This window comes from Pseudoalteromonas sp. NZS71 (assembly GCF_015864715.1).
Lineage (GTDB): Bacteria > Pseudomonadota > Gammaproteobacteria > Enterobacterales > Alteromonadaceae > Pseudoalteromonas > Pseudoalteromonas arctica.
This window is the reverse complement of the sequence record NZ_JADYWS010000012.1, coordinates 95,823-115,760: the sequence shown is the minus strand read 5'-3', so window position 1 is coordinate 115,760 and position 19,938 is coordinate 95,823. Positions and strand designations below refer to the sequence as shown.

17 protein-coding genes and 1 riboswitch are annotated in these 19,938 nt (G+C 39.9%); of the genes, 9 read left to right on the top strand and 8 right to left on the bottom strand.

The annotated features are described in order from the left end of the window. Positions 1 to 9 precede the first annotated feature (9 nt). The 3 genes from greA (at position 10) to ribB (ending at position 2,933) form a co-directional block, all read left to right on the top strand. Positions 10 to 486 carry a transcription elongation factor GreA gene (gene greA / locus I6E85_RS09995; protein ID WP_024590846.1) on the top strand — a complete coding sequence of 159 codons (477 nt, stop codon included), beginning with the start codon at positions 10 to 12 and terminating at the stop codon, positions 484 to 486. A 241-nt stretch (positions 487 to 727) separates the two neighbouring features. Beyond that, a complete protein-coding gene (locus I6E85_RS09990; protein WP_024590847.1) occupies positions 728 to 1,786 on the top strand; it encodes a S66 peptidase family protein in 1,059 nt (352 codons plus the stop codon). Between the two features lie 80 nt (positions 1,787 to 1,866). After that, positions 1,867 to 2,032: riboswitch (FMN riboswitch) on the top strand. A 247-nt stretch (positions 2,033 to 2,279) separates the two neighbouring features. Further along, positions 2,280 to 2,933 carry a 3,4-dihydroxy-2-butanone-4-phosphate synthase gene (gene ribB, locus I6E85_RS09985; RefSeq protein WP_024590848.1) on the top strand — a complete coding sequence of 218 codons (654 nt, stop codon included), beginning with the start codon at positions 2,280 to 2,282 and terminating at the stop codon, positions 2,931 to 2,933. Between the two features lie 79 nt (positions 2,934 to 3,012). Here ribB and I6E85_RS09980 read toward each other — a convergent pair whose 3' ends face one another. Next, positions 3,013 to 3,669, bottom strand: coding sequence for a nitroreductase family protein (locus I6E85_RS09980; RefSeq protein WP_024590849.1), 657 nt, complete (start codon positions 3,667 to 3,669; stop codon positions 3,013 to 3,015). A 133-nt stretch (positions 3,670 to 3,802) separates the two neighbouring features. Between I6E85_RS09980 and I6E85_RS09975 the strand changes: the two genes are divergently transcribed. From I6E85_RS09975 to rhlP, 3 genes are read left to right on the top strand one after another with little or no spacing between them, the layout of a single operon-like run. Next, a complete protein-coding gene (locus I6E85_RS09975) occupies positions 3,803 to 4,738 on the top strand; it encodes a LysR family transcriptional regulator (RefSeq protein WP_024590850.1) in 936 nt (311 codons plus the stop codon). A gap of 13 nt (positions 4,739 to 4,751) precedes the next feature. After that, positions 4,752 to 5,096 carry a lactoylglutathione lyase gene (locus I6E85_RS09970; RefSeq protein ID WP_197236914.1) on the top strand — a complete coding sequence of 115 codons (345 nt, stop codon included), beginning with the start codon at positions 4,752 to 4,754 and terminating at the stop codon, positions 5,094 to 5,096. Positions 5,097 to 5,144: 48 nt separating this feature from the next. Beyond that, positions 5,145 to 5,939 (top strand): rhombotarget lipoprotein, encoded by a 795-nt coding sequence (gene rhlP, locus I6E85_RS09965; RefSeq protein WP_050581775.1) that lies wholly within the window; start codon positions 5,145 to 5,147, stop codon positions 5,937 to 5,939. Positions 5,940 to 6,009: 70 nt separating this feature from the next. Here the strand turns inward: rhlP and I6E85_RS09960 are convergent, their stop codons facing one another. The 3 genes from I6E85_RS09960 to I6E85_RS09950 form a co-directional block, all read right to left on the bottom strand. Continuing rightward, positions 6,010 to 6,900: a dienelactone hydrolase family protein gene (locus tag I6E85_RS09960; RefSeq protein WP_024590852.1), complete on the bottom strand. Its 891-nt coding sequence runs from the start codon at positions 6,898 to 6,900 to the stop codon at positions 6,010 to 6,012. A gap of 232 nt (positions 6,901 to 7,132) precedes the next feature. After that, complete coding sequence (locus I6E85_RS09955) at positions 7,133 to 10,282, bottom strand: efflux RND transporter permease subunit (protein ID WP_024590853.1); 3,150 nt, start codon at positions 10,280 to 10,282, stop codon at positions 7,133 to 7,135. Between the two features lie 2 nt (positions 10,283 to 10,284). Further along, on the bottom strand, positions 10,285 to 11,463 hold the full coding sequence (locus I6E85_RS09950; RefSeq protein WP_024590854.1) for an efflux RND transporter periplasmic adaptor subunit: 1,179 nt from the start codon (positions 11,461 to 11,463) through the stop codon (positions 10,285 to 10,287). Between the two features lie 169 nt (positions 11,464 to 11,632). On the opposite strand from I6E85_RS09950, the gene I6E85_RS09945 reads away from it, so the two are divergent. Together I6E85_RS09945 and I6E85_RS09940 are read left to right on the top strand one after the other, a co-directional pair. Then, positions 11,633 to 11,896, top strand: a complete 264-nt coding sequence (locus I6E85_RS09945; RefSeq protein ID WP_008134548.1) for a YkgJ family cysteine cluster protein — start codon at positions 11,633 to 11,635, stop codon at positions 11,894 to 11,896. Between the two features lie 204 nt (positions 11,897 to 12,100). After that, positions 12,101 to 12,571, top strand: coding sequence for a hypothetical protein (locus I6E85_RS09940; protein ID WP_024590855.1), 471 nt, complete (start codon positions 12,101 to 12,103; stop codon positions 12,569 to 12,571). 108 nt (positions 12,572 to 12,679) lie between these two features. Here the strand turns inward: I6E85_RS09940 and I6E85_RS09935 are convergent, their stop codons facing one another. Next, positions 12,680 to 14,545, bottom strand: a complete 1,866-nt coding sequence (locus I6E85_RS09935; RefSeq protein ID WP_024590856.1) for a TonB-dependent siderophore receptor — start codon at positions 14,543 to 14,545, stop codon at positions 12,680 to 12,682. Between the two features lie 187 nt (positions 14,546 to 14,732). Between I6E85_RS09935 and I6E85_RS09930 the strand changes: the two genes are divergently transcribed. Beyond that, a complete protein-coding gene (locus tag I6E85_RS09930; RefSeq protein WP_024590857.1) occupies positions 14,733 to 15,221 on the top strand; it encodes a peptide-methionine (S)-S-oxide reductase in 489 nt (162 codons plus the stop codon). Positions 15,222 to 15,953: 732 nt separating this feature from the next. On the opposite strand, the gene I6E85_RS09925 is transcribed toward I6E85_RS09930, so the two are convergent. From I6E85_RS09925 to I6E85_RS09915, 3 genes are all read right to left on the bottom strand, one after another. Then, entirely contained in the window at positions 15,954 to 16,505 is a 552-nt protein-coding gene (locus tag I6E85_RS09925) for a DUF4136 domain-containing protein (protein WP_007581899.1), read from the bottom strand. 108 nt (positions 16,506 to 16,613) lie between these two features. Further along, the gene (locus tag I6E85_RS09920; protein WP_024590858.1) at positions 16,614 to 19,391 is read right to left on the bottom strand and encodes a hypothetical protein; all 2,778 of its coding nucleotides are present in this window, start codon (positions 19,389 to 19,391) and stop codon (positions 16,614 to 16,616) included. Further along, positions 19,388 to 19,936, bottom strand: a complete 549-nt coding sequence (locus I6E85_RS09915; protein WP_024590859.1) for a hypothetical protein — start codon at positions 19,934 to 19,936, stop codon at positions 19,388 to 19,390. The genes I6E85_RS09920 and I6E85_RS09915 overlap by 4 nt, the downstream gene beginning before the upstream one ends. Positions 19,937 to 19,938: the final 2 nt, after the last annotated feature.

The window sequence follows — 19,938 nt, the reverse complement described above, 5'->3', positions numbered from 1 at the left end:
GAGAAAAGTATGCAATCAATTCCGATGACAGTTCGTGGCGCAGATTTACTGCGTAAAGAGCTTAACGAATTAAAAACAGTTACCCGTCCTAAAATTATCGCCGACATTGCTGTTGCGCGTGAACACGGTGACTTAAAAGAAAACGCTGAATACCACGCTGCGCGTGAGCAACAGGGTTTTTGTGAAGGGCGTATTCAAGAAATTGAAGCTAAACTTTCAAATGTTCAAATTATCGACGTAACTAAAATGCCAAATACCGGTAGAGTTATTTTTGGCACTACGGTGACTATTGTAAATATAGAAACCGATGCTGAAGTAAAATACCGTATTGTGGGCGATGACGAAGCAAATATTAAAAACAACTTAATATCTGTTAACTCACCGATTGCACGTGGCTTAATTGGTAAACAAATGGACGACGCAGTGTCTATTCAAACGCCAAAAGGTATTGTTGAGTTCGAAATTATTGAAGTTGAGTATCTTTAACGCATAACTCACTTTAACGTTTTTAAATAAAAACCGATGTAATTACATCGGTTTTTTTATGTCTATAATTTAACCTTTAATGGTAGGCGCGTTTGTACAGTATTCATGTTCTATAAATATGGTCTATGTTGGTATAGTAGGTACTTATATCAATTTACTAAAAACATGAGCATTTAGCGCATCAAATAACTCGCTGATTTAATGTAATTGGTATTAACGTATTCTCTAAAAAGGAAAATATATGGCTAATATACTTTACCCAGCGCCTTTAAAAGTAGGATCAAAAATAGCAATTTGTTCACTTTCATCAGGCCTTAAAGAAAAGTACCATGCACGATTAGACATTGTTATTAATGGATTAAAACATCGAGGGTATGATGTTGTTGAAGGAGAGTTTTTACGTCAAAGCAAACCGCATGGACAGCTTAACGCTAAAGCGCACGCTCAGCAGTTAATGGGTTTTTTATTAGATGATGAGATAGATGCAATTATGCCTCCATTTGGTGGCGAGCTTGCAATGGAAATACTGCCCCTACTTGATTTTAATGCAATTAAAGAAGCAAAGCCTAAATGGTTAGTTGGGTTCTCTGATGTAAGCACCATTGCATGCGCACTCACGGCAAAATGCCAATGGGCAACACTACACAGCGCTAATCTTATGCAGTTACATCCTGACGAAAAAAGTCCTTATTGCCTGCAAATATTTGAAACACTAAGTTATGAAGCAGGTAGCAAATTTGAGCAAGCACCGTCATCGCATTATCAAAAAAATAGACCTGATTACGTACAAAACCCAAATGCATTGTTTGAACACACAGAAGTTACTCAGTGGCAGTGTTTAAATTACTTTGATGCACGCACTATTGAAATGTCGGGTCGTTTATTTGGTGGGTGCTTAGATACAGTCGGCTTATTACTCGACTCTCCATTTTTGGCACTACATGAATTTAAAAAACACAGTGCACCCGAAGGGCTTATTTTATACCTAGAAAACTCAGAGCTGACGCCAACAACCGTTGCACGGTTTTTACTTTCATTAAAATTAGCAGGTATATTTGACGATATAAACGGTATTATTATTGGTCGCAGCGTGATCACTCAAGGTCAAGATGCTTCTTTTGATTACCGCCACGCGCTTGATGTTGCACTAGGTGGGTGTTTATTTCCTGTGATTATTGATGCCGATATTGGTCATGCTCCACCTAACTTAAATTTAGTAAACGGCGCTACTTGTACAATCACCGCTGACATAAATGAAGGTAAAGTAGTCAAAGCCTCATTAAATACCGAGCTTTGTTAGAAGTTTATTCACTTACCTTTGATAAGTAATTAAGTTAAAGGGTATAATAAGCCCGCTTTTATAGCGCTTTAGTTATAAAAGTACATTCTCAGGGCGGGGCGAAATTCCCCACCGGCGGTATGTTTAATGTTATTTATAACTTAAACGAGCCCGCGAGCGCTTTATTTAACCTAGGTTCAGTAAAGGTCAGCAGATCTGGTGAGATGCCAGAGCCGACGGTTACAGTCCGGATGAAAGAGAATATGGCTTATTATACTAATACCAATTTTATTAAAGACACGATCATTGTATCGCGTTAAGTGAGCTATTTTTTTAGCGCTATAATAGGTTACTGATTTAATGCCGTTGGTATAACAGTGTGCGCTGCTTTTTGCTGCGTGCTTTTTGTTATTTTATTTAAGCTATTTTGGTAGTGATCGTTTTAAATTTAAAGCGATGTATTACTGATCCTTTCACAGTCCTGAATCTATTATTTTTTATTTGGAATATAATGATGATTCAGTCTCTACTTACTCAATTCGGCGAAAGCCATATCCGCGTACAAAGCGCAATTGCTGCACTACAGCAAGGGCAAGGCGTACTTGTTGTTGATGATGAAAACCGTGAAAATGAAGGCGACTTTGTATTTTCAGCTGAGCATTTAACGACTTCTCAAATGGCCGAAATGATCCGCGAAGGCAGCGGTATTGTTTGCTTATGCATGGGGGAGGAGCGCATTAAACAGCTCGACTTACCGCAAATGGTAACCAACAACACAAGTCAAAATAACACCGCTTATACAGTCACTATTGAAGCTAAGCATGGTGTTACAACAGGTGTGTCTGCTGCTGATAGAGTAACTACTATAAAAGCAGCGACAACCGATAACGCCAAACCAAGTGATTTATCGCGCCCAGGGCATGTATTTGGTTTAAAAGCACAAACGGGTGGAGTATTAGTTCGTCGTGGTCATACCGAAGCATCAGTTGATTTAATGCAACTTGCCGGCTTAAAACCATTTGGCGTAATTTGCGAACTTACAAATCCAGATGGTTCAATGGCGCGCTTACCTGAGGTGAGTGATTATGCTAATAAACATAATATGACCGTGGTTTCTATTGAAGATTTAGTGCAATACATTCAAGCTGCGCAGCTTCAAGTAAGTTAAACTGCTTTAAAGCAAAAAACCACTTATTTAAATAAGTGGTTTTTTAATATTGTTATCATTTAAGTTTATAACGTATTACTTATAAAACCTGAATAACTTGCTCTTTTGCCAAGCGAGATTTAGGTAATTTAGCATTATAGTCTTCTGCGCTATCGTGATAGCCAAGTACTAATGCTACGTCGCACACGTAACCATCAAGTTCTTTTTCAAAAACTTCGCCAATCAGCTCGGCATCTACGCCTTCCATTGGAGTAGAGTCAACACCTAAGCGTGCAGCTGCATGCATAGTGTTACCCAGTGCAATGTAAGTTTGTGCTTTAGTCCACTCTTCATTAACGCCTTGCTCATCAGTATTCATATCAACAAACGCGTAAGCACCAAAAGCTTGTTCGCGATTTTCTGCTTTAGTACGACCATTTTTAATATCTGCATCAATGATTTGTGCGTAATCATCGCGGGTATATTTAGGGTTGTGAGCAAATAATATTATATGCGAAGCTGTTTTAATGTGTGGCTGGTTAAACGCAAATTTATTAGCAAATGTACTATGCATACGCTCTTTAGCCTCATCAGATTCAATAACTATAAACTTCCAAGGCTGCGAGTTAATAGATGAAGGAGACAATCGCATAGCCTCATAAATAACGGCTAAATCGTCTTGCGATACGCGCTTAGTGGCGTCGTAACGTTTTGCAGTGTAGCGTTTTTCTAAGTCATTAATAATTGGGTGAGCCATTTTTAATCTCCAAAAGTTATAGGGTTTGCGATTAAAAGTACGTGTTAATTACTTTATGCGAAGATAATACAGCTTGCTTTGCATTAGATAAACAGCATAATTATTGAATCATTATCAAATATAAATAGATAATATGAACATAGAAGATTTAAAACTTATTTTAAAAGTCGCTGAGTTTAGAAGTATTACGCTAGCAGCTGCTAAGTTAGATATGCGTACAGCCACAGCAAGCGCCGCTATTAAACGCGTGGAGTCAGCGCTTGGTAGCGAGCTGTTTGTTCGTACCACACGTCATTTGAGGTTGTCGGCTGCTGGGGAGCGCTACATACCACAATGTGAACAGGCTTTAGCAGTGCTTGAGCTCGCAAAACAAAACCTTAAAGGTGAACACGACGAAATAGAAGGCGAATTGCGTGTTGCACTTTCATCTGACTTAGGGCGTAACTTGGTGATCCCATGGATTGATGAACTCATGGACACTTATCCAAAGCTAAGTTTAAGAACCCATATAAGTGATAGTAATATCGACTTTTATCGTGACTCAGTTGATATAGCACTTCGTTATGGCTCGCCTAATGATGCTAGCGTTTATGGTTTTAAAATTTGTAACGTACCGCGCTTATTATGTGCAACTCACGAATACCTCTTACAAAACGGGACTCCCGTGCATCCTGATGATTTAGCGTCGCATCAAGGTTTGTTTTATCAGTTGCAGGATATTATAAATAATACGTGGGAATTCACCGATGGTGAATCAAAATATAAAGTTAAAATGGATGGCAGGCGCGCCTCAAACGATGGCGATTTAGTCAGGCGCTGGTGCGTTGCGGGTAAGGGCTTAGCTGTAAAGTCGGCTCTTGATATGGCTGATGATTTACTCAATGACAGGGTGGTTACTGTAATGCCAAATTATCAACATGTTAATGGTGAACTTTGGCTTATTTGCCCAAGTAGGCAGTCAATAACCCCTGCGGTGCGTTTACTACGTGATGTATGCAGAGCAAAATCCCAAGCTATTTTGCAGCAGTTGGTCAATAAAGGAATTATTGATAAAAGCGTACTGAGCTAATTAAGGAAGAGTTATGCAAGTTGATGATATTAGAATTTTTATTCCCTGTAAAAATTATGAGCAATCTCAGCGCTTTTATAAAGCGCTTGGATTTAAGATTGAAGATGCCTCAAATGATTTATGCGTGTGTACTTTTGGCGAATGTACGTTATTTTTACAGCGTTATTATAATAAAACGTTTGCTGAAAACTTAATGCTGCAACTTTGTGTGTTAAATATAGATGAAGCATACGAACTCATTAGTAATTTAAACGGTTTTGATATCCGCTTTGAGGGTATAAAACAAGAACCTTGGGGTCGCGTTATTTACTTATGGGGACCATCGGGTGAGCTTTGGCACGTAACTGAATTAAATTAAAAATAAAAAGGAATAAATGTGAGATTTAATAAATATATAATCATTTTTATGGCGACCTTACTTGCTTCTTGTAGTTCGTTTGTGAGTAACAATACAGGTAAAAATACGCAATCTAGTAGCTTAATGGATTTCTTATATCCTGATCAACAAAGTCGCTCTACCTATAAACCTGAAATACCTGTTTTAAAACTCCCTGTTACTGTTGGAATTGCATTTGTACCGTCTAAAAACTGGCAGCCAGACGGGTTAGAGACCCAAAACCAAGTTGAGTTACTCGAAAAAGTAAAAAAGTCATTTCTACAATATGATTACATTGACCGCATTGAAGTTATACCAAGTACCTATTTAAAACGAGGTGAAGGTTTTGCAACACTCGAGCAAGTCGGGAGGCTTTACGATGTAGATGTAATGGCACTGGTTTCATATGATCAAGTTACGCAATCGTATGAAAATAATGCAGCCTTACTTTATTGGACAATAGTGGGTATGTACGTTATTCCAGGTAATGAAAATACAATTCAAACCTTTGTGGATACAGCTGTTTTTGATATTAAAAGTAGAAAAATGCTATTTAGAGCACCTGGTATAAGTAAGCTTGAAAAAAGAACAACAGCAATCGGTATTGATGAAACGTTATCTGAAAAGTCGGCAGAGGGCTTTAATCTAGCGGTTAGTGATATGAGTACTAATTTAGATGCAGAACTAGTAAGGTTTAAAACACGTGTTAAAGAAGAAAAAATTGCAAAAGTCGAAAATAAAGATGGCTCTAGTAGCGGTGGCTCTTTAAGTATTTATTTACTCGTTTTGTTGTCATTATTAGTTATGCGTACCAAAAAAGTTTAAAGTTGATAAAAAAACCAAGTATTTTTAATAATGCCACTAGCTTAGAACTGGTGGCATTATTTTTTATTCGCTAACTTAGCTTTCTATTAAAAAACTCAACGGTACGTTGCCATGCAAGCTCAGCATTGTCTTTATCATAGCGACCTGTCGAGTCGTTATGAAAGCCATGATTTGCCCCTTTATACATATGCATAGTGTATTCAACGTTATTAGCTTTTAAGTCTTGTTCGTACTGTGGCCAAGACGCGTTTACACGTTTATCTAGCTCGCCCAATTGAATCATTAATGGTGCTTTAATATTTTTACGTAAACTTTCACTGGCTGGAGTACCGTAAAAAGGCACTCCGGCGCTGATTAAGTTGCTATCTACTGCCGCTAAATAATTAACAATGTAGCCGCCAAAACAAAAACCGACAGCGCCTAACTTACCGTTACTGTTAGCATGCGATTTTAAAAAGTGTGCTGCGGCTACAAAATCGTTTTGAATTTTAGCGCGATCCATGGTTTTTTGCATAGCGCGTCCTTCATCATCATTACCAGGGTAGCCACCCAGTGGAAATAGCGCATCGGGTGCAAATGCAATAAAGCCTACCTTCGCTAAGCGTCTTGCTACATCCTTTACGTATGGGTTTAATCCACGGTTTTCGTGTACCACAAGTACAACAGGGAGCTTACCTTCTATGTTTTTAGGGGTTGCTAAGTAACCTTTGCCTTTACCGTGCCCGTCTGGCGAATCGAATTCTTCGTATGTTGCTTTAATATCATCGTCATTAAACGATACTTGTTCAGCAAGTGCATAGTTAGGTAATAATGCTGATGTAAGTACAGCCATCGAAAAGCCAAGAGCAGCAAGGCCACCGAGTTTTTTCATAAAAGTACGTCGGTCCATTAAACCGTGGGCGTATTCGTCATACCAATCAAAGGCTTCTTGAGGAATATGATCAGAGGGAGATGTATTCATGGCTGTTCCTTAATTTTATTATGTCTATTTATTATTTAAATACCATAACGTATTAGGGATAAAAAACGAGCAATATTTCTCTCAATTATTAGGACTGTTGCCAAAGCTATCCTGTGTGTTAAAAAATAAGTAATAGAAGTATTGTTAGCAAATAGGTGAATATCATTTTTAAGCTAAAAATAAAAAGCTCGGCATAATATGCCGAGCTTTTTTGGTTGGGATGTTACTTAATTTAGCTGTGAGTAGGCGCTGGTTGGGCATCTACTAGTGGTGGCTTGCCACGCATTTTACGTACTAATCGTTTAGCATCTTCTAGTGCAACATACTGGCACGGTATAAGTATCAGTGTAATTACTGTGGCAAATAACACACCAAAAGCAAGTGATACAGCCATCGGGATAACAATTTTAGCTTGTAAACTCGTTTCAAAAATAATTGGCATTACACCAATAAAGGTAGTGATTGAGGTGAGTAATATAGCTCTAAAGCGACGAGCACCGGCTTGCATTACAGCATCTTTAATCGCAACACCTTCAGCGCGTGCTTTGTTTACAAAATCAACCATAACGAGGGAATCATTTACGACCACACCCGCTACAGCAATAATGCCAAACATCGATAAGCTACTCATGGTCATACCTAAAATCATATGCCCAAACATCGCGCCCACTACACCAAACGGAATAACCGACATTATAATAAGTGGCTGCGAGTAAGAGCGAAGTGGAATGGCTAACAAGGCAAATATAATCATCATTGATATACCAAAGTCACGAAGCTGCTCTGAAGCGCTGTCCATCTCTTCTTGAATGCGCCCAGCTACATCACTTGTAACGCCAGGGTAGCTTTTAAGTAATGTTGGTAAGTATTCGTCACGAATTTCTTCTGCAATTGCAAATGGTTCGGCTTGGTCGGTATTTACCGCAGCCCATACATTTACAGTACGTTTAGAGTTTTCGCGGCGAATACGGTTTACACCGTCAACCAACTTAACTTCGGCTATTTCACTTAGCGGTACTTCAGCGCCAGTAGGTGTAATAATACGCACACTTGCTATGTCACTTATTGAGTTACGTTCGTCTTCTGGATAGCGAATCATGACTTTAATTTCTTCGCCTTCACGCAATATTCGCTGCGCTTCTAAGCCGTAGTAACTAAAGCTAACTTGCGATGCGACATCAGCAAGCGTTAAACCCATGCTGTAAGCGAGTGGTTTTAAATCAAGTTGCACTTCGTCGGTAGCGCTTTGCATTGAATCATTTACGTCGCCAACGCCTTCCATTGTTTGTAATTTGGCTTTTAATTTACCAGCCACTTCTTTTAGCTCGTCAGCATTTTTGCCTTCAAGTTTAAAGCTAACGTCGCCATCATCTCGACCGCCATTCATTATACTGTCTTGAATGGTCATGGTTTTAATGCCTGGTAAAGCGGGCATTTGCTCACGCCATAATGCACTTAGGGCAAAGGTGTCGATAGGGCGTAAATCAGGCTCTACCAAAATGGCCATAATATTTGCTTCAGTTCGTCCGCGCAGGCTTACCGATAAATCGCGGATCATCGGTTTACCGTATTGCTCTTGTAGTTGCTGATCGACCTTTAACAACACGCTTTCTATTTTACGTGCAGTTTCAAGCGTTGCTTGCTCAGATGAAGCAAGGTTCATCTCTATATCAATACGCGGAAAGTCGTGCGGTATTTTAGGGTTTGGTACAAACTTAACTAAACCACCTGCAAACATACCTGCGCTTACAATAAGCAAACACATAAAGCCAACAATTACGGTATAGCGGTAGTGAATACAGCGGCTAACAAAAGGAAGGTAGTAGTTATTCACAAAGCCTTTTAAACCACTATCAATTACCATACGTAAGCGATGTAATAGGTTTTTAGGATTTGGTTTACGCGGATTCATTGCTGCAATATGCGCAGGTAAAATTAGTTTTGATTCAATGAGTGAAAAAATCAAACATAAAATAATAACGCCACCAATTGCCTTAGAAAAAGCAGCGCCAGGGCCGGTTGCGAGTGTTTGTGGTAAAAATGCCGCAATAGTTGTTAGTACACCAAAGGTTGCTGGCATCGCAACACGTTTTACGCCGCGTACTACGTTATCAAGTGTGTGGCCGTATTTTTCTATTTCGGCACTGGCTGACTCGCCCACAACAATGGCGTCATCAACAACAATTCCGAGCACAAGTATAAAGGCAAAAAGAGAGGCTAGGTTAATTGTTACGTCTAAAAAGCCAATGGGCATAAACAAAAAGGCACCTAGAAAAGACACCGGTAAACCCATCATTACCCAAAATGCCAAGCGTAACGGTAAAAATAGTGCCAGCACTATCATTACTAACAAGCCCCCCCAAATCATGTTATCGACCATCATATCAAGTCGACCTTCAAGGTAGTAAGTTAAATCAACAATAGGAGATAGCTTAACGCCTGCAGGTAAAAGTGGCTCTTTAGCCGCCATGTAGCTTTTAAGAACTTTTGCGACATCGGTAATATCTTGATCTTTTGATGCATTTACTTCAAACGAGAGTGAGTTTTTACCATTATATTTAGAATATTGTAGGCCTTCTTCAAAGCCGTCGTTAATGGTTGCTACATCGCCTAAATAAATTTGTGCGCCATCAGCAAGGGTAATAAGGGGGAGTTTTTCAAACTCAAAGCCACGGTAGGCTTGTTTTTCAACACGCATCGAAATATAACCGTTTTCAGAGCGTATTTGCCCCGCCGACATATTGGCCGAAAAGTTTTGTACAGCGCCTGCAATATCTCTAAATGTTAAGCCATATTCGCGCAGTTTATCGGGGCTAACTTCTATACCAATTTCGTATTCTAAACCGCCGTTAAAATTAACAAGGTTAACGTGAGGCAGTGCTTGCAGTTCATCTTTTATATCGTTGCCAAGCTCTTTTAACTGGTAGTTACTCATGTCGCCATAAAGCGCGAGTATCATTACCTCTTGCTCAAACTTATCGCGGCGAACAACAGGGCGCTCCATTCCCGCAGGAAAGGTGTTTATTGAATCAACTTGTACTTTAATTTCATCAAGTACTTCTTGTGGATTGTATTGTTCTTCTATTTCAATCCACGCTTGTGAAAAACCACGGTTAGAGTAAGTAATTAGGCGTTTAATGCCTTCAATACCTTCGAGGTTTTCCTCAACTTTTATGGTTATGCCTTCTTCAACTTCTTGCGGGGCTGCACCTGGGTAAACCGCTTGTACGCTTATCCAGTTACTTTCAAACTGTGGGAACATTTGTTTGCGAATGGTCATTGCCATTAAAATACCGCCCACTAATATAAATATCATTAGTAGGTTGGCAGCAACGGGATTTCGGGCAAACCATGCTATTAACCCTGTTTCACGAGTGTTCATGATTATTCCTCTTTCAGCGCAAGTTGAGTTACATCAGTTTTATCAGGCGCAATATCTTCAACTTTTACCGCCATACCTTCAGTTGGATACTCAAGCGCTGAGGTAACAATTTGCTCGCCATTTTTTAGCCCTTGGCTGGCTATAATCATGCCGTTTTGTTCGCGTATAATATTGAGAGTTTTAAACGATAATGTTAAATCGTCATTTAAAATTACAATTTGATTATCTTTAACTAAATGGTGCGCAACAATAATTGCGTTATCAAGCGGGCGACCTTCAATGGTAGCGTTAATGTATGAACCAAAACGAAGGGGGCGTGTTTTATCGCCATAAGGTGTTGCAAGTTGTGCAACCAAGTAGCTCATACGGCTTGTTTGATCAACCACACCTTCGGTGCGAATTACTTTGGCTTGCCACATTGTTTGCTTACCCGCGTATTCTGCGTTAAATGTAACATTTGAGCCTACGCCGCCATTTTTTAAATATTGCAGTTCTTGGTCGGCAACTGGCAAACGTACCTCTGCAACTGAGGTTGCACTCAATGCACCAAAACTATTACCTGGGTTTACTACTGAACCTAAGCTAATTGTGCGCTCATTAATAATGGCATCATAAGGGGCTTTAATATAAGTACGCTCAAGATTGCGGCTAGCACGCTTAACACTTGCTTGAGCAGAGCGGTAACGCGCTAATTTTTCTGCAAGCTGTGGTTTTCGCAAATAAAGTTCTGATGCGATAGCGTCGCTTGAGTCTGACTTAATGCGCTCCCACTCAGCTTGAGCGACATGTGCTTGCGCGCGTTCTATTTCAAGTGCTGAGCTTGCTTGTGCTAAACCCGCTTGCGCTTCAATAAAGTCTGCTTCGTAATCATTTGCATCAATTCGTGCTAAAATATCGCCTTGCTTTACAAACGCGCCTTCTACAAATTGATCTGATACCGAAATAACTTGCCCGCTAACTTGTGCTATTAGCTCGGTACGATACTTTGGTTTAACAATGCCGTACGATTTAACATCGAGCGTTATAGAATCTAAAAGTACGCTTTGTGTTGCTACTAAAGGACGTAAATCTTGCTCTGGCTTTTCTTCGGGTGGTTTTTTCATTGCCATAAAGGCGAAAGCTAAAGCAATACCGCCTGCTAAAACAGCGATTGGGAGTATTATTTGTTTTGTAGTAGCCACAAGGCATTCCTTCATAATTGGTGGTGACAGAGCAATAATACGCAATAAAGTGTTTACAAGCTGTTTTAAGATGTAACAAAGCATTACATGTGTGTGTTACAACTCACTATGCGATTAATTAAGTTCCTAAAAAGAAATTAAAGTAAGTGTTTTTTATACCGAGGAAATTATGAAAACCGAATCGATGAATTGCAGGCTAGGCTGCGGCGCATGCTGTATTGCGCCAAGTATTAGTTCGCCTATTCCAGGTATGCCAAATGGTAAAAAAGCCGGAGAGCGTTGTATTCAGCTAGATGAACGTAATTTATGTAAGTTATTTGGTGATGAAAGTCGACCAAAAGTATGTAGTGATTTTAGCGCCACATTTGATGTGTGCGGGTCAACAAATGCACAGGCTTTAGCGCTTATTACAGAGCTTGAAGAGCTAACTTAATCCTCGTTTTTAATACACATCTATTTACAATATATTATTAATAAAAATCTTCATAAGGTTATTAAAAGCAGTCGTTAATTTATTTAATGGCGAAATATTAGACACATTTAACTTTGTTGCTAATATAGGAAATTGTAAGATACTTTTTATAAATCTCATTTATAGGTGATTTCGTTCAATCTTAATTTTTAAAAGGAAATAAAAATGAAAAATTTACTTACAGCATTTACATTAGGTGTGACTTTATTAGGTTGTTCAAACTTACCAATTAAAACCGATATTAAAGAAGACCACTTTAGACTCGAAAACTTTAAAAGAGAGCAGGGAGTAGATCTAGAATATGTCCACTTGATGTGCTTTAACAAAAAACCTACACAATGGGCTGAACCAAAGCAGTATATCAGTGGTGATCATGATTTATGGGTAAAGGCGAGTGTTTCAAACCCTGATGTTTTAAATAGTCAAAAAGAAGCTTTTGTTAATTTTAACGTTAATTTAGATTCTGATAAAAGCTACATGCTAAATAGAAAAAGGGAAGGGGATAAAATATCAATCTGGATACAAGAAGTTGAAACCGGTACGGTTGTTTCGCAGGTTCTTACAGATGAGCTTAGTCGCCCTTTACAAATTGATAATGAGCTAAGAAAAAGACAATGTCGTTCTGGTTCAATATAAGCTGAGTAATCAAAGCTCTTAATATTTAGTATGTCGTTTATTCTTTGCTAAATATTTATTCAAAGACCTGTTTTAAATAAACAGGTCTTTGAATGTGATAGCTCAATTCTACCAACTATACGTTGCGCTTAACGTATATTGCTCGCCTCGCCCTGGTGTACCAGGTATCTCTTCAAACGATTCACCCCATAAGTTATCTGCTGCTAAAGTAATAAATAAGTTTTTTAGCATTGGCGGCGTAATTTTTAACGTTAAATGAGTAAATAAAGCATCGTCGTCACTACCGCGCAGCGCATTTTCGTGCTGTTTGCGCCACTCGTTATCTATTCTAAACTGCAATATATCAGTAGGATTCCACACTGCGCCGAGTGTTAGGCGGTGATCAGGAAAGTTTAATGCGTAAAAACTAGCGTCAATATCTGCCGCACCGTAATTTTCTGATTTATGAAGGTAGGTGTAACTCGCTACAATTTCGGTTGTTTCAAAGTGTTTAGTTGCTAAGAACTCAACGCCCGTCGTATTTATATCTACAGGGTTTGCAAAGCGCGCAGAGCTTGAATCAAAATTAAACGTCCAATCGGTTAAGTTGTCATCTTTGCGATAAAAAATAGCCGAATTAAGTTGCCAAGTTTGCTCATCAACTAATAAACCCAGCTCTAGGCTTTTAGTCGTTTCGCGCTCAAGGGTGTAATTACTTCTAAATAACCCGCCTGAATCACTTCCGCCAATGGCGGTATAGCCTGCTACTTGGCTTGCCTCTGCGTACGATAAATAAAACGTGCGCTCAAAACCTTTGCTGTTTTGTGTATTAAGCGTTATATCACCAATAAGTGACAGTTCAGAGTCGTCTCTATTTGTATCGTCAAACGCAGCGCCTAAACGAAATGTAAGTTGTTTATTATCCTCAAGCGCCATTTTGTATTCAGGCAATACGCTTAATTTATAATACTTACGAGAGGTAAAGTTGTTTTCAAGCGTGGTAGATTCAATTGAGTCGTCAATAAACTGTGCTGAATAATTTACAGCAAATACATCGCTTTGAGCATGATGCCCCGATAGCGCTAACGACTTAACTTCACTTTTGTGAAACGCTTCAAAAGCGCTTGGATTTTCGCGAGAGTAAATATAATGATCGTCGTGTGTGCGGTAATAAGCCGACACTTCAAAGTTACTATCCTGCGCATAATTTTGCTTATGGTTTAGCATTAATAAGCGGGTTTCTAGCTCTTCTGTTTCGTTAACGCCAAATGGAGTGTACAAATTTGGCCAACCAAAAAACTTATCTTGTGAGCCAAAAAACAAATCTGTTTGAGAATCAGCGCCAGCTAATTGAACGCGACCCGATGCACGCGTAAAGTCGTGATCGCCGTTATCAATAGTGCCATCGCTTTGTGAGTGAGAAATCTCACCTTCAAAACCAAGCTTCCAATCCTTTGCGCCTTCAAGGGGCATACTTACAGCTGCATGTAAGCTTTGTAAGTTAAAATCGTTTGTGCCAGTACCTACCGATACACTGCCGCCCGTGCTAATTGGTTTCCAGCCAAACGATACAGTGCCTACAGAGCTATTAGCACCATTAAGTGCATTGTCTGCGCCTGTTAAAATATAAGGGCCGGTAAGCATTTGCGGTGCAATAGGAATTTCAGCAAAGTAATGACCAGACTGTGGGTCAAGTAAAGTAGCACTACCAACTCTAAAGCCGGTATTTTCAAAAATACCACCGCGTATAGTCACATCGGCTTGCGCTTCAGCCATATTACGTGATTGTAAATCAACACGTGGGTCATACTCTAAATTAGATACTGGAGAGTCAAATGTACCTACAGGTAATGTGTTTGCAGTGGGTGATGCCTCAACCGTTATTTTTTCGATTGCCGGTGATGCCTCAGTTTTATCAGTTACAGCTTCGCCGTAGGCAAAACTGCTCGCGCTGCATAGCAGTGCAGGGAGTATAAAGTGCGGTGACCATTTCATGTTGTGTGTCTCATTTTTTATATGCAATTACGGTAACAATTAAATTCAGAACACACTTTTAAGGCGTGATAAAATAATTCAATTAAACAACTGCGATTTTGGCGCGATTGTACATTAATTCATTAAAAACTGCATTTGATAATCATTTGCAAAGTTAATGCATCTAACAAATTTGGTCACATTTATTATGAATATAAAACAGCAAGATACTATTTACTTTGCAGGTGGCTGCCTGTGGGGTGTGCAAGAGTTTTTAAAGCACTTACCTGGTGTAATAAGTACTGAAGCAGGACGGGCTAATGGAACAAATGATAATACACAAGGCGAATACGACGGTTATGCTGAGTGTGTAAAAGTAATATTTAGTACAAAAGCGGTTAGCTTAAACGAGCTGTTTGGCTTCTTTTTTGAGATTATTGATCCGTATAGCGTTAACAAACAAGGGGATGACGTAGGCCCTAAATATCGCACTGCCATTTATAGCAAAAGCCAAGATCATTTAAAGGTCGCTAGCAATTATATAAGCCAGCGAAGTGATGCCGATAAAATTGTGGTAGGGGTCGAGCTGCTAACTAACTACGTGCCAAGCGATCCTGAGCACCAAGACCGTTTAACTAATCATCCTGATGATTACTGTCATATACCGCTTGAGTTACTGCATAAGTATAAATCGTAAATTTAACGCGGTGTTTTTGTAGACGTGCAGCTTGCTGACGTGACGAGCGCAGCTCGTAATTTAAGATGGAATATAGCGCTATAAAGTAATTAGAAGCTATCGCTTCTCGCGCAAGCAAGCTTAGCGCCTACAGGTAAAGTTTAATCCGGTGTTTGTTTTGTAGACGTGCAGCTTGCTGACGTGACGAGCGCAGCTCGTAATTTAAGGTTGAATATAGCGTTAGGTAAAGGTAAGTGATTAGAAGCTATCGCTTCTCGCGTAAGCAAGCTTAGCGCCTACGGGTAAAGTTTGACGCGGTGTTTTTTGTAGGCGTGCAGCTTGCTGACGTGACGAGCGCAGCTCGTAATTTAAGGTTGAATATAGCGTTAGGTAAAGGTAAGTGATTAGAAGCTATCGCTTCTCGCGTAAGCAAGCTTAGCGCCTACGGGTAAAGTTTGACGCGGTGTTTTTTGTAGGCGTGCAGCTTGCTGACGTGACGAGCGCAGCTCGTAATTTAAGGTTGAATATAGCGTTAGGTAAAGGTAAGTGATTAGAAGCTATCGCTTCTCGCGCAAGCAAGCTTAGCGCCTACAGGTAAAGTTTAATCCGGTGTTTATTTTGTAGACGTGCAGCTTGCTGACGTGACGGGCGCAGCTCGTAATAACTTTATTTTAAAAGTTCCAAAAATACACACCCACAAAAAAGCTCACGTACTGTGAGCTCTTTTAAAACTTAATTATAGCTAATTTTAACTTACTGCTGCTTTTGCGGCGGGAAGTTACTTAAAATTTCGCTCACTGTTTTATTAATTGATGCTTCACGCTTTTCTGGCGATTGATTTTTCTTTAATCGACCTTCTTTTGCGCCGCGCCATACTAGCTGGTTTGATTCACGATCCACAATATCAATAATCAGTGTACCCACTTCGTATTCACGCGCAGTTGTATCGCGTTGAAAACCAGTACCCCAATAACCCCAATGCGGGCGGTAGTTTATATTGAAGTTGTCTACTTCAAGCTCTTTATCTACCGATGCATGATAGTTAACAAGTACATCAGCTTGCGCTGCATCAACTAAACTCATACCTAGTGTTTGGCTCAATTCTGCATTAACGGCAGTGCGAACACGCTTTTCCATTAGGCCATTAATTTGATAGTTATTTGTGTCTTTAGTTAGGCTGGCGTTTTCTACCCAAGCAAATGTTTTAAAATTACTAAAGTTAGCTGATTTATCGTAATCCCAATCTGGGGTTTGTGTACAGGCTGTAAGAAGTGCTAGCGCTGCAACAATAAGTATATTTTTCATTACGTTTGCTCCAATAAAATGCATTAATTTAAAATAACACACATAGTTTAAATGTGTATTATTTAAACGTCCTATATTTTAGTTTAGTTGGTTTGCCTTAACGGCCAATTAATTGTGTTCAACTTCAATCCAGTCTTTTTCGTCTACCCAGTTTTGTGCACCGTCTTTTACTGAACGAATAGGCACAATGTAGTCACAACTTATTTGTGGCTTAACTGAGGCAAATATAGGCACAAAACCAAAGCTTAGTGCGGTTTCTATAATTGCTTTTTGATTTTGTGGGTCAATGTCGGCCGCTTCATCTATATAAATAGGTATACGGTATAGGTTTTGTTCCTGGTCACTCAATAAGTAACGAATAAACAACATGCCACACAATAACTTAATAGTAATTCGTGTGCCGTTTGAGCCCGCCGAATCTATTTTTTCAAAGTGCTCTGTTTCACCTGCGCGGTTAATCACTTCAAATCGAATATCAAATAAATCGGTAAGTGTTAAGCCCGCTTTATCTGAGGCGAGTTTAATTAAGTGATCTTTCGCTTCGTTTACCGCGCTTTCGCTGTACGGTTCTTGGCTAAGTAAATCAAGCGTGTCACCTTGCTCAAACTGATGCGACGTGCTGATAATGGTATCTATACTATCAACCAGCATTTTGCGCGGTATGACGTTAATTTTAAACGCTTGCAGGTTTGAAATACGGTGCTGGCTTATGCCTTTATTAAAGCTGTTCATTTCGCGGCGAAGTCGGTCTAAATCTTCTCGTAAGCCTTTAATAGTTGCAGCCACTTCGGTGAGCGCAACGCGTGCTTGGCGTTCAACCGCATCGCGTTCGTTATCAATATTATGAAAGGCGCTTATTAGCTTTTGGTATTTAGTATATTCGTCGTTTTCGTTGTCGAATTTAGTAATACCCGCGTTATATACATGTAAATAGGTGTTGCGTACGTTTATGTCAAAATTACGCAGCTCTTGGCAGTCTTTATTAAAGTGATGAACAAGATCGCTTAAGTTATCAAAGTCGACCGTAATATCAATCATGTACGGGGTCACTTTGCCGCTGTATAAATCAAGCGTGTGGTCAATTCGCTCGCTTTTAACTTGGCGTAAGCGCTCAGTTTGGCGATTAATTTGCTCTTGTTTCGATTTAATTAACGAGCGGCGATCGGCAATTGAGCCACTATTTTTTTGAATATCTTGCAGGTAGTCGTCAACTTGTTCGCGCTCAGCTAATAATTGCTCTTTTAGCATGGCTTGCGCTTCAACCGACTGCTGCATTATATCAAACTGCTCTAAGCGCTTTAGCGCGCTCTCAGCGCTCATAAGCTCATCGTATAACGCGTCTTTTTCTTTTTGCTTGTCGGCAACGTTTGCAGCAACGTCGCGTTGTTGTTTAAATTCTTTAAGTGAATGCTCAAGTGCACTGAGCTGAGCGGTTAATTGCTCTTTGTTTTCGCCGCTTTGCATTTGCACAGGCGAGAGCTTTTTAAGCTTAATGCTCGCACCTGGCAGCGTTAATACGCCGCCTTTAACGTTTTCGCTAAGTAGCGATAAAAACTCACCAAACGCGTCTTCATCATCAATGGTTATATCGCCATTAGTGGTGGTTGCAAACGAGAGAATATCGGGGTTTAAAATGCGCGATATTTCCTCTACTTCTTTTAACGAGAGGTCTTCGCGCATGCGGGTAAACAAATTAAACTCAAGGTTTTTAAGTTGCAGCTTTAAGCTCTTAATTTGTTTTTGTGTTTCGCTAATGCGATAGTCAAGCGTATGTAGGCTTTGCCCTTGTGCGCTGGTTATAGAGTGTGAAAGCGACTCGTAATCTTGTTTTAATTGAGTCAGGCTGGTTTTAAGGGTGGCTTTATTTACCAGTTCAAACTCGCTTTTAAGCGCATCGTAATCTAAAAACCACTGCTCAATTTGAGTTTGTCGGCGCTCTATGTCGCGCGATTGTTGTACGTATAGGCTTTGCTTTTGCTCAAACTCGTGTTTTTCGTGCTCTATATCTTCAAGCGCTATACCCAGCTCATTAAGTTGCGACTCTTGATAGGTATCAAAATCAATCAGTGCTTGGTCAATTTTAGGTGCATACGCCGCTAATTTACCTTTAAGCACGGTTTGGTTTTCAAGCATTGATTCAAGCGCGGCTATTGGCTCTTGCATTGACTCAAGGGCTTTTAGTTCGCGTTTTGAGCGGTTTACTTTATCAAACGAGCGACGCCATACTTCATAAAAGTCGACCTTAGAGTTCGACATATGGCGTTCAAACACGCGTAGCATAAAGCGTTTTACGTCGCTTGCGCCTAATTTGTGTAAGTTAAGAATACGTCTAAATATTTCTTTATAAATAGAAGAGTCTTGCACATTATTTAGCGGGATCATTTTTAAGTTTATGTCGCCGTCAAAAGGCGTTGCGCCGCCAGTCAATAGCGCGTTTAGCTCTTGTGCTTTTAACTCAATAGGGTTGTAGTTAAGCGATTTTAAATGGTTGAACAGCTTGGTAAATTTAATAATAGTTTTACCTTGCGTGTACTGCTCTAAATCAAGCTTTCCTTGGTAACAAAAGTACTGATGCGCGTAACCGGCAATTTTACCAAGCCCTGCCACGCCAATAACTACCGAGCCATGAGGCAAGTTAGCTTCTAGTAAAATGTACGACTGATCGGATGAAAAATAAAACTTTCGGGTTTCATCTAAATCGTGTCCGTCCCATTCTGTTAAGCGTAAATCGTTAATAAGCGGGAACTGCAGGGCGTTAATAACCGAGCTTTTACCTGTGTTATTGGGCGCGCAAATAGAGCTGCTTTTATCAAGCGGGATCACACATTTTGCATAGCCTGCGGTGTTAAGTAGGGCGAGTTTACTTAGTCCGTATAGATTTTTCATTCCTCGTCCTCTGTAATGTAGGTTTCTTCGTTTACTTCCATGAGTGCATCTATGTAGCGGTGAATTGGCGCTTGTAGCATAAAGCCGCTTTCTACTTCACGGGCTAAACCTAAGCGTACCATGCGCAGGTATACGTCTTTGCGCAAATCAGATCCTGAAAATATCTCAAGCTGATCAAACAAATGTTTGTTAATTTGTACCAGCGTTTGCATAAGCTCTAAATCGTTTACGTCGTCAAACAATGCGCGCATTGGATCTTTACCCGTATTGGCGTAGTGCTCAATTAAAATGTAAATGGTGAGTGCGATAGCGCGAGATATTTTGCCCATATTGGGTGTGCTTTCGTCGCTACCAAAGTAATAAAAGCCACGGCTGTCGCGTTTTAAATCGTTACCTAGGGCGGTAAATAGGGCGGTGTAGTCTTCTATGTGTTGGTCAAGCTCTTGCCACATTACGTTGTCTTGCTCGCAAATGTGATAACCCGCTACTAATTTTTTATTTATGGCTTGTAGATGGGTTAGCTCGTCTAAGTTTATGTGTGTCATGG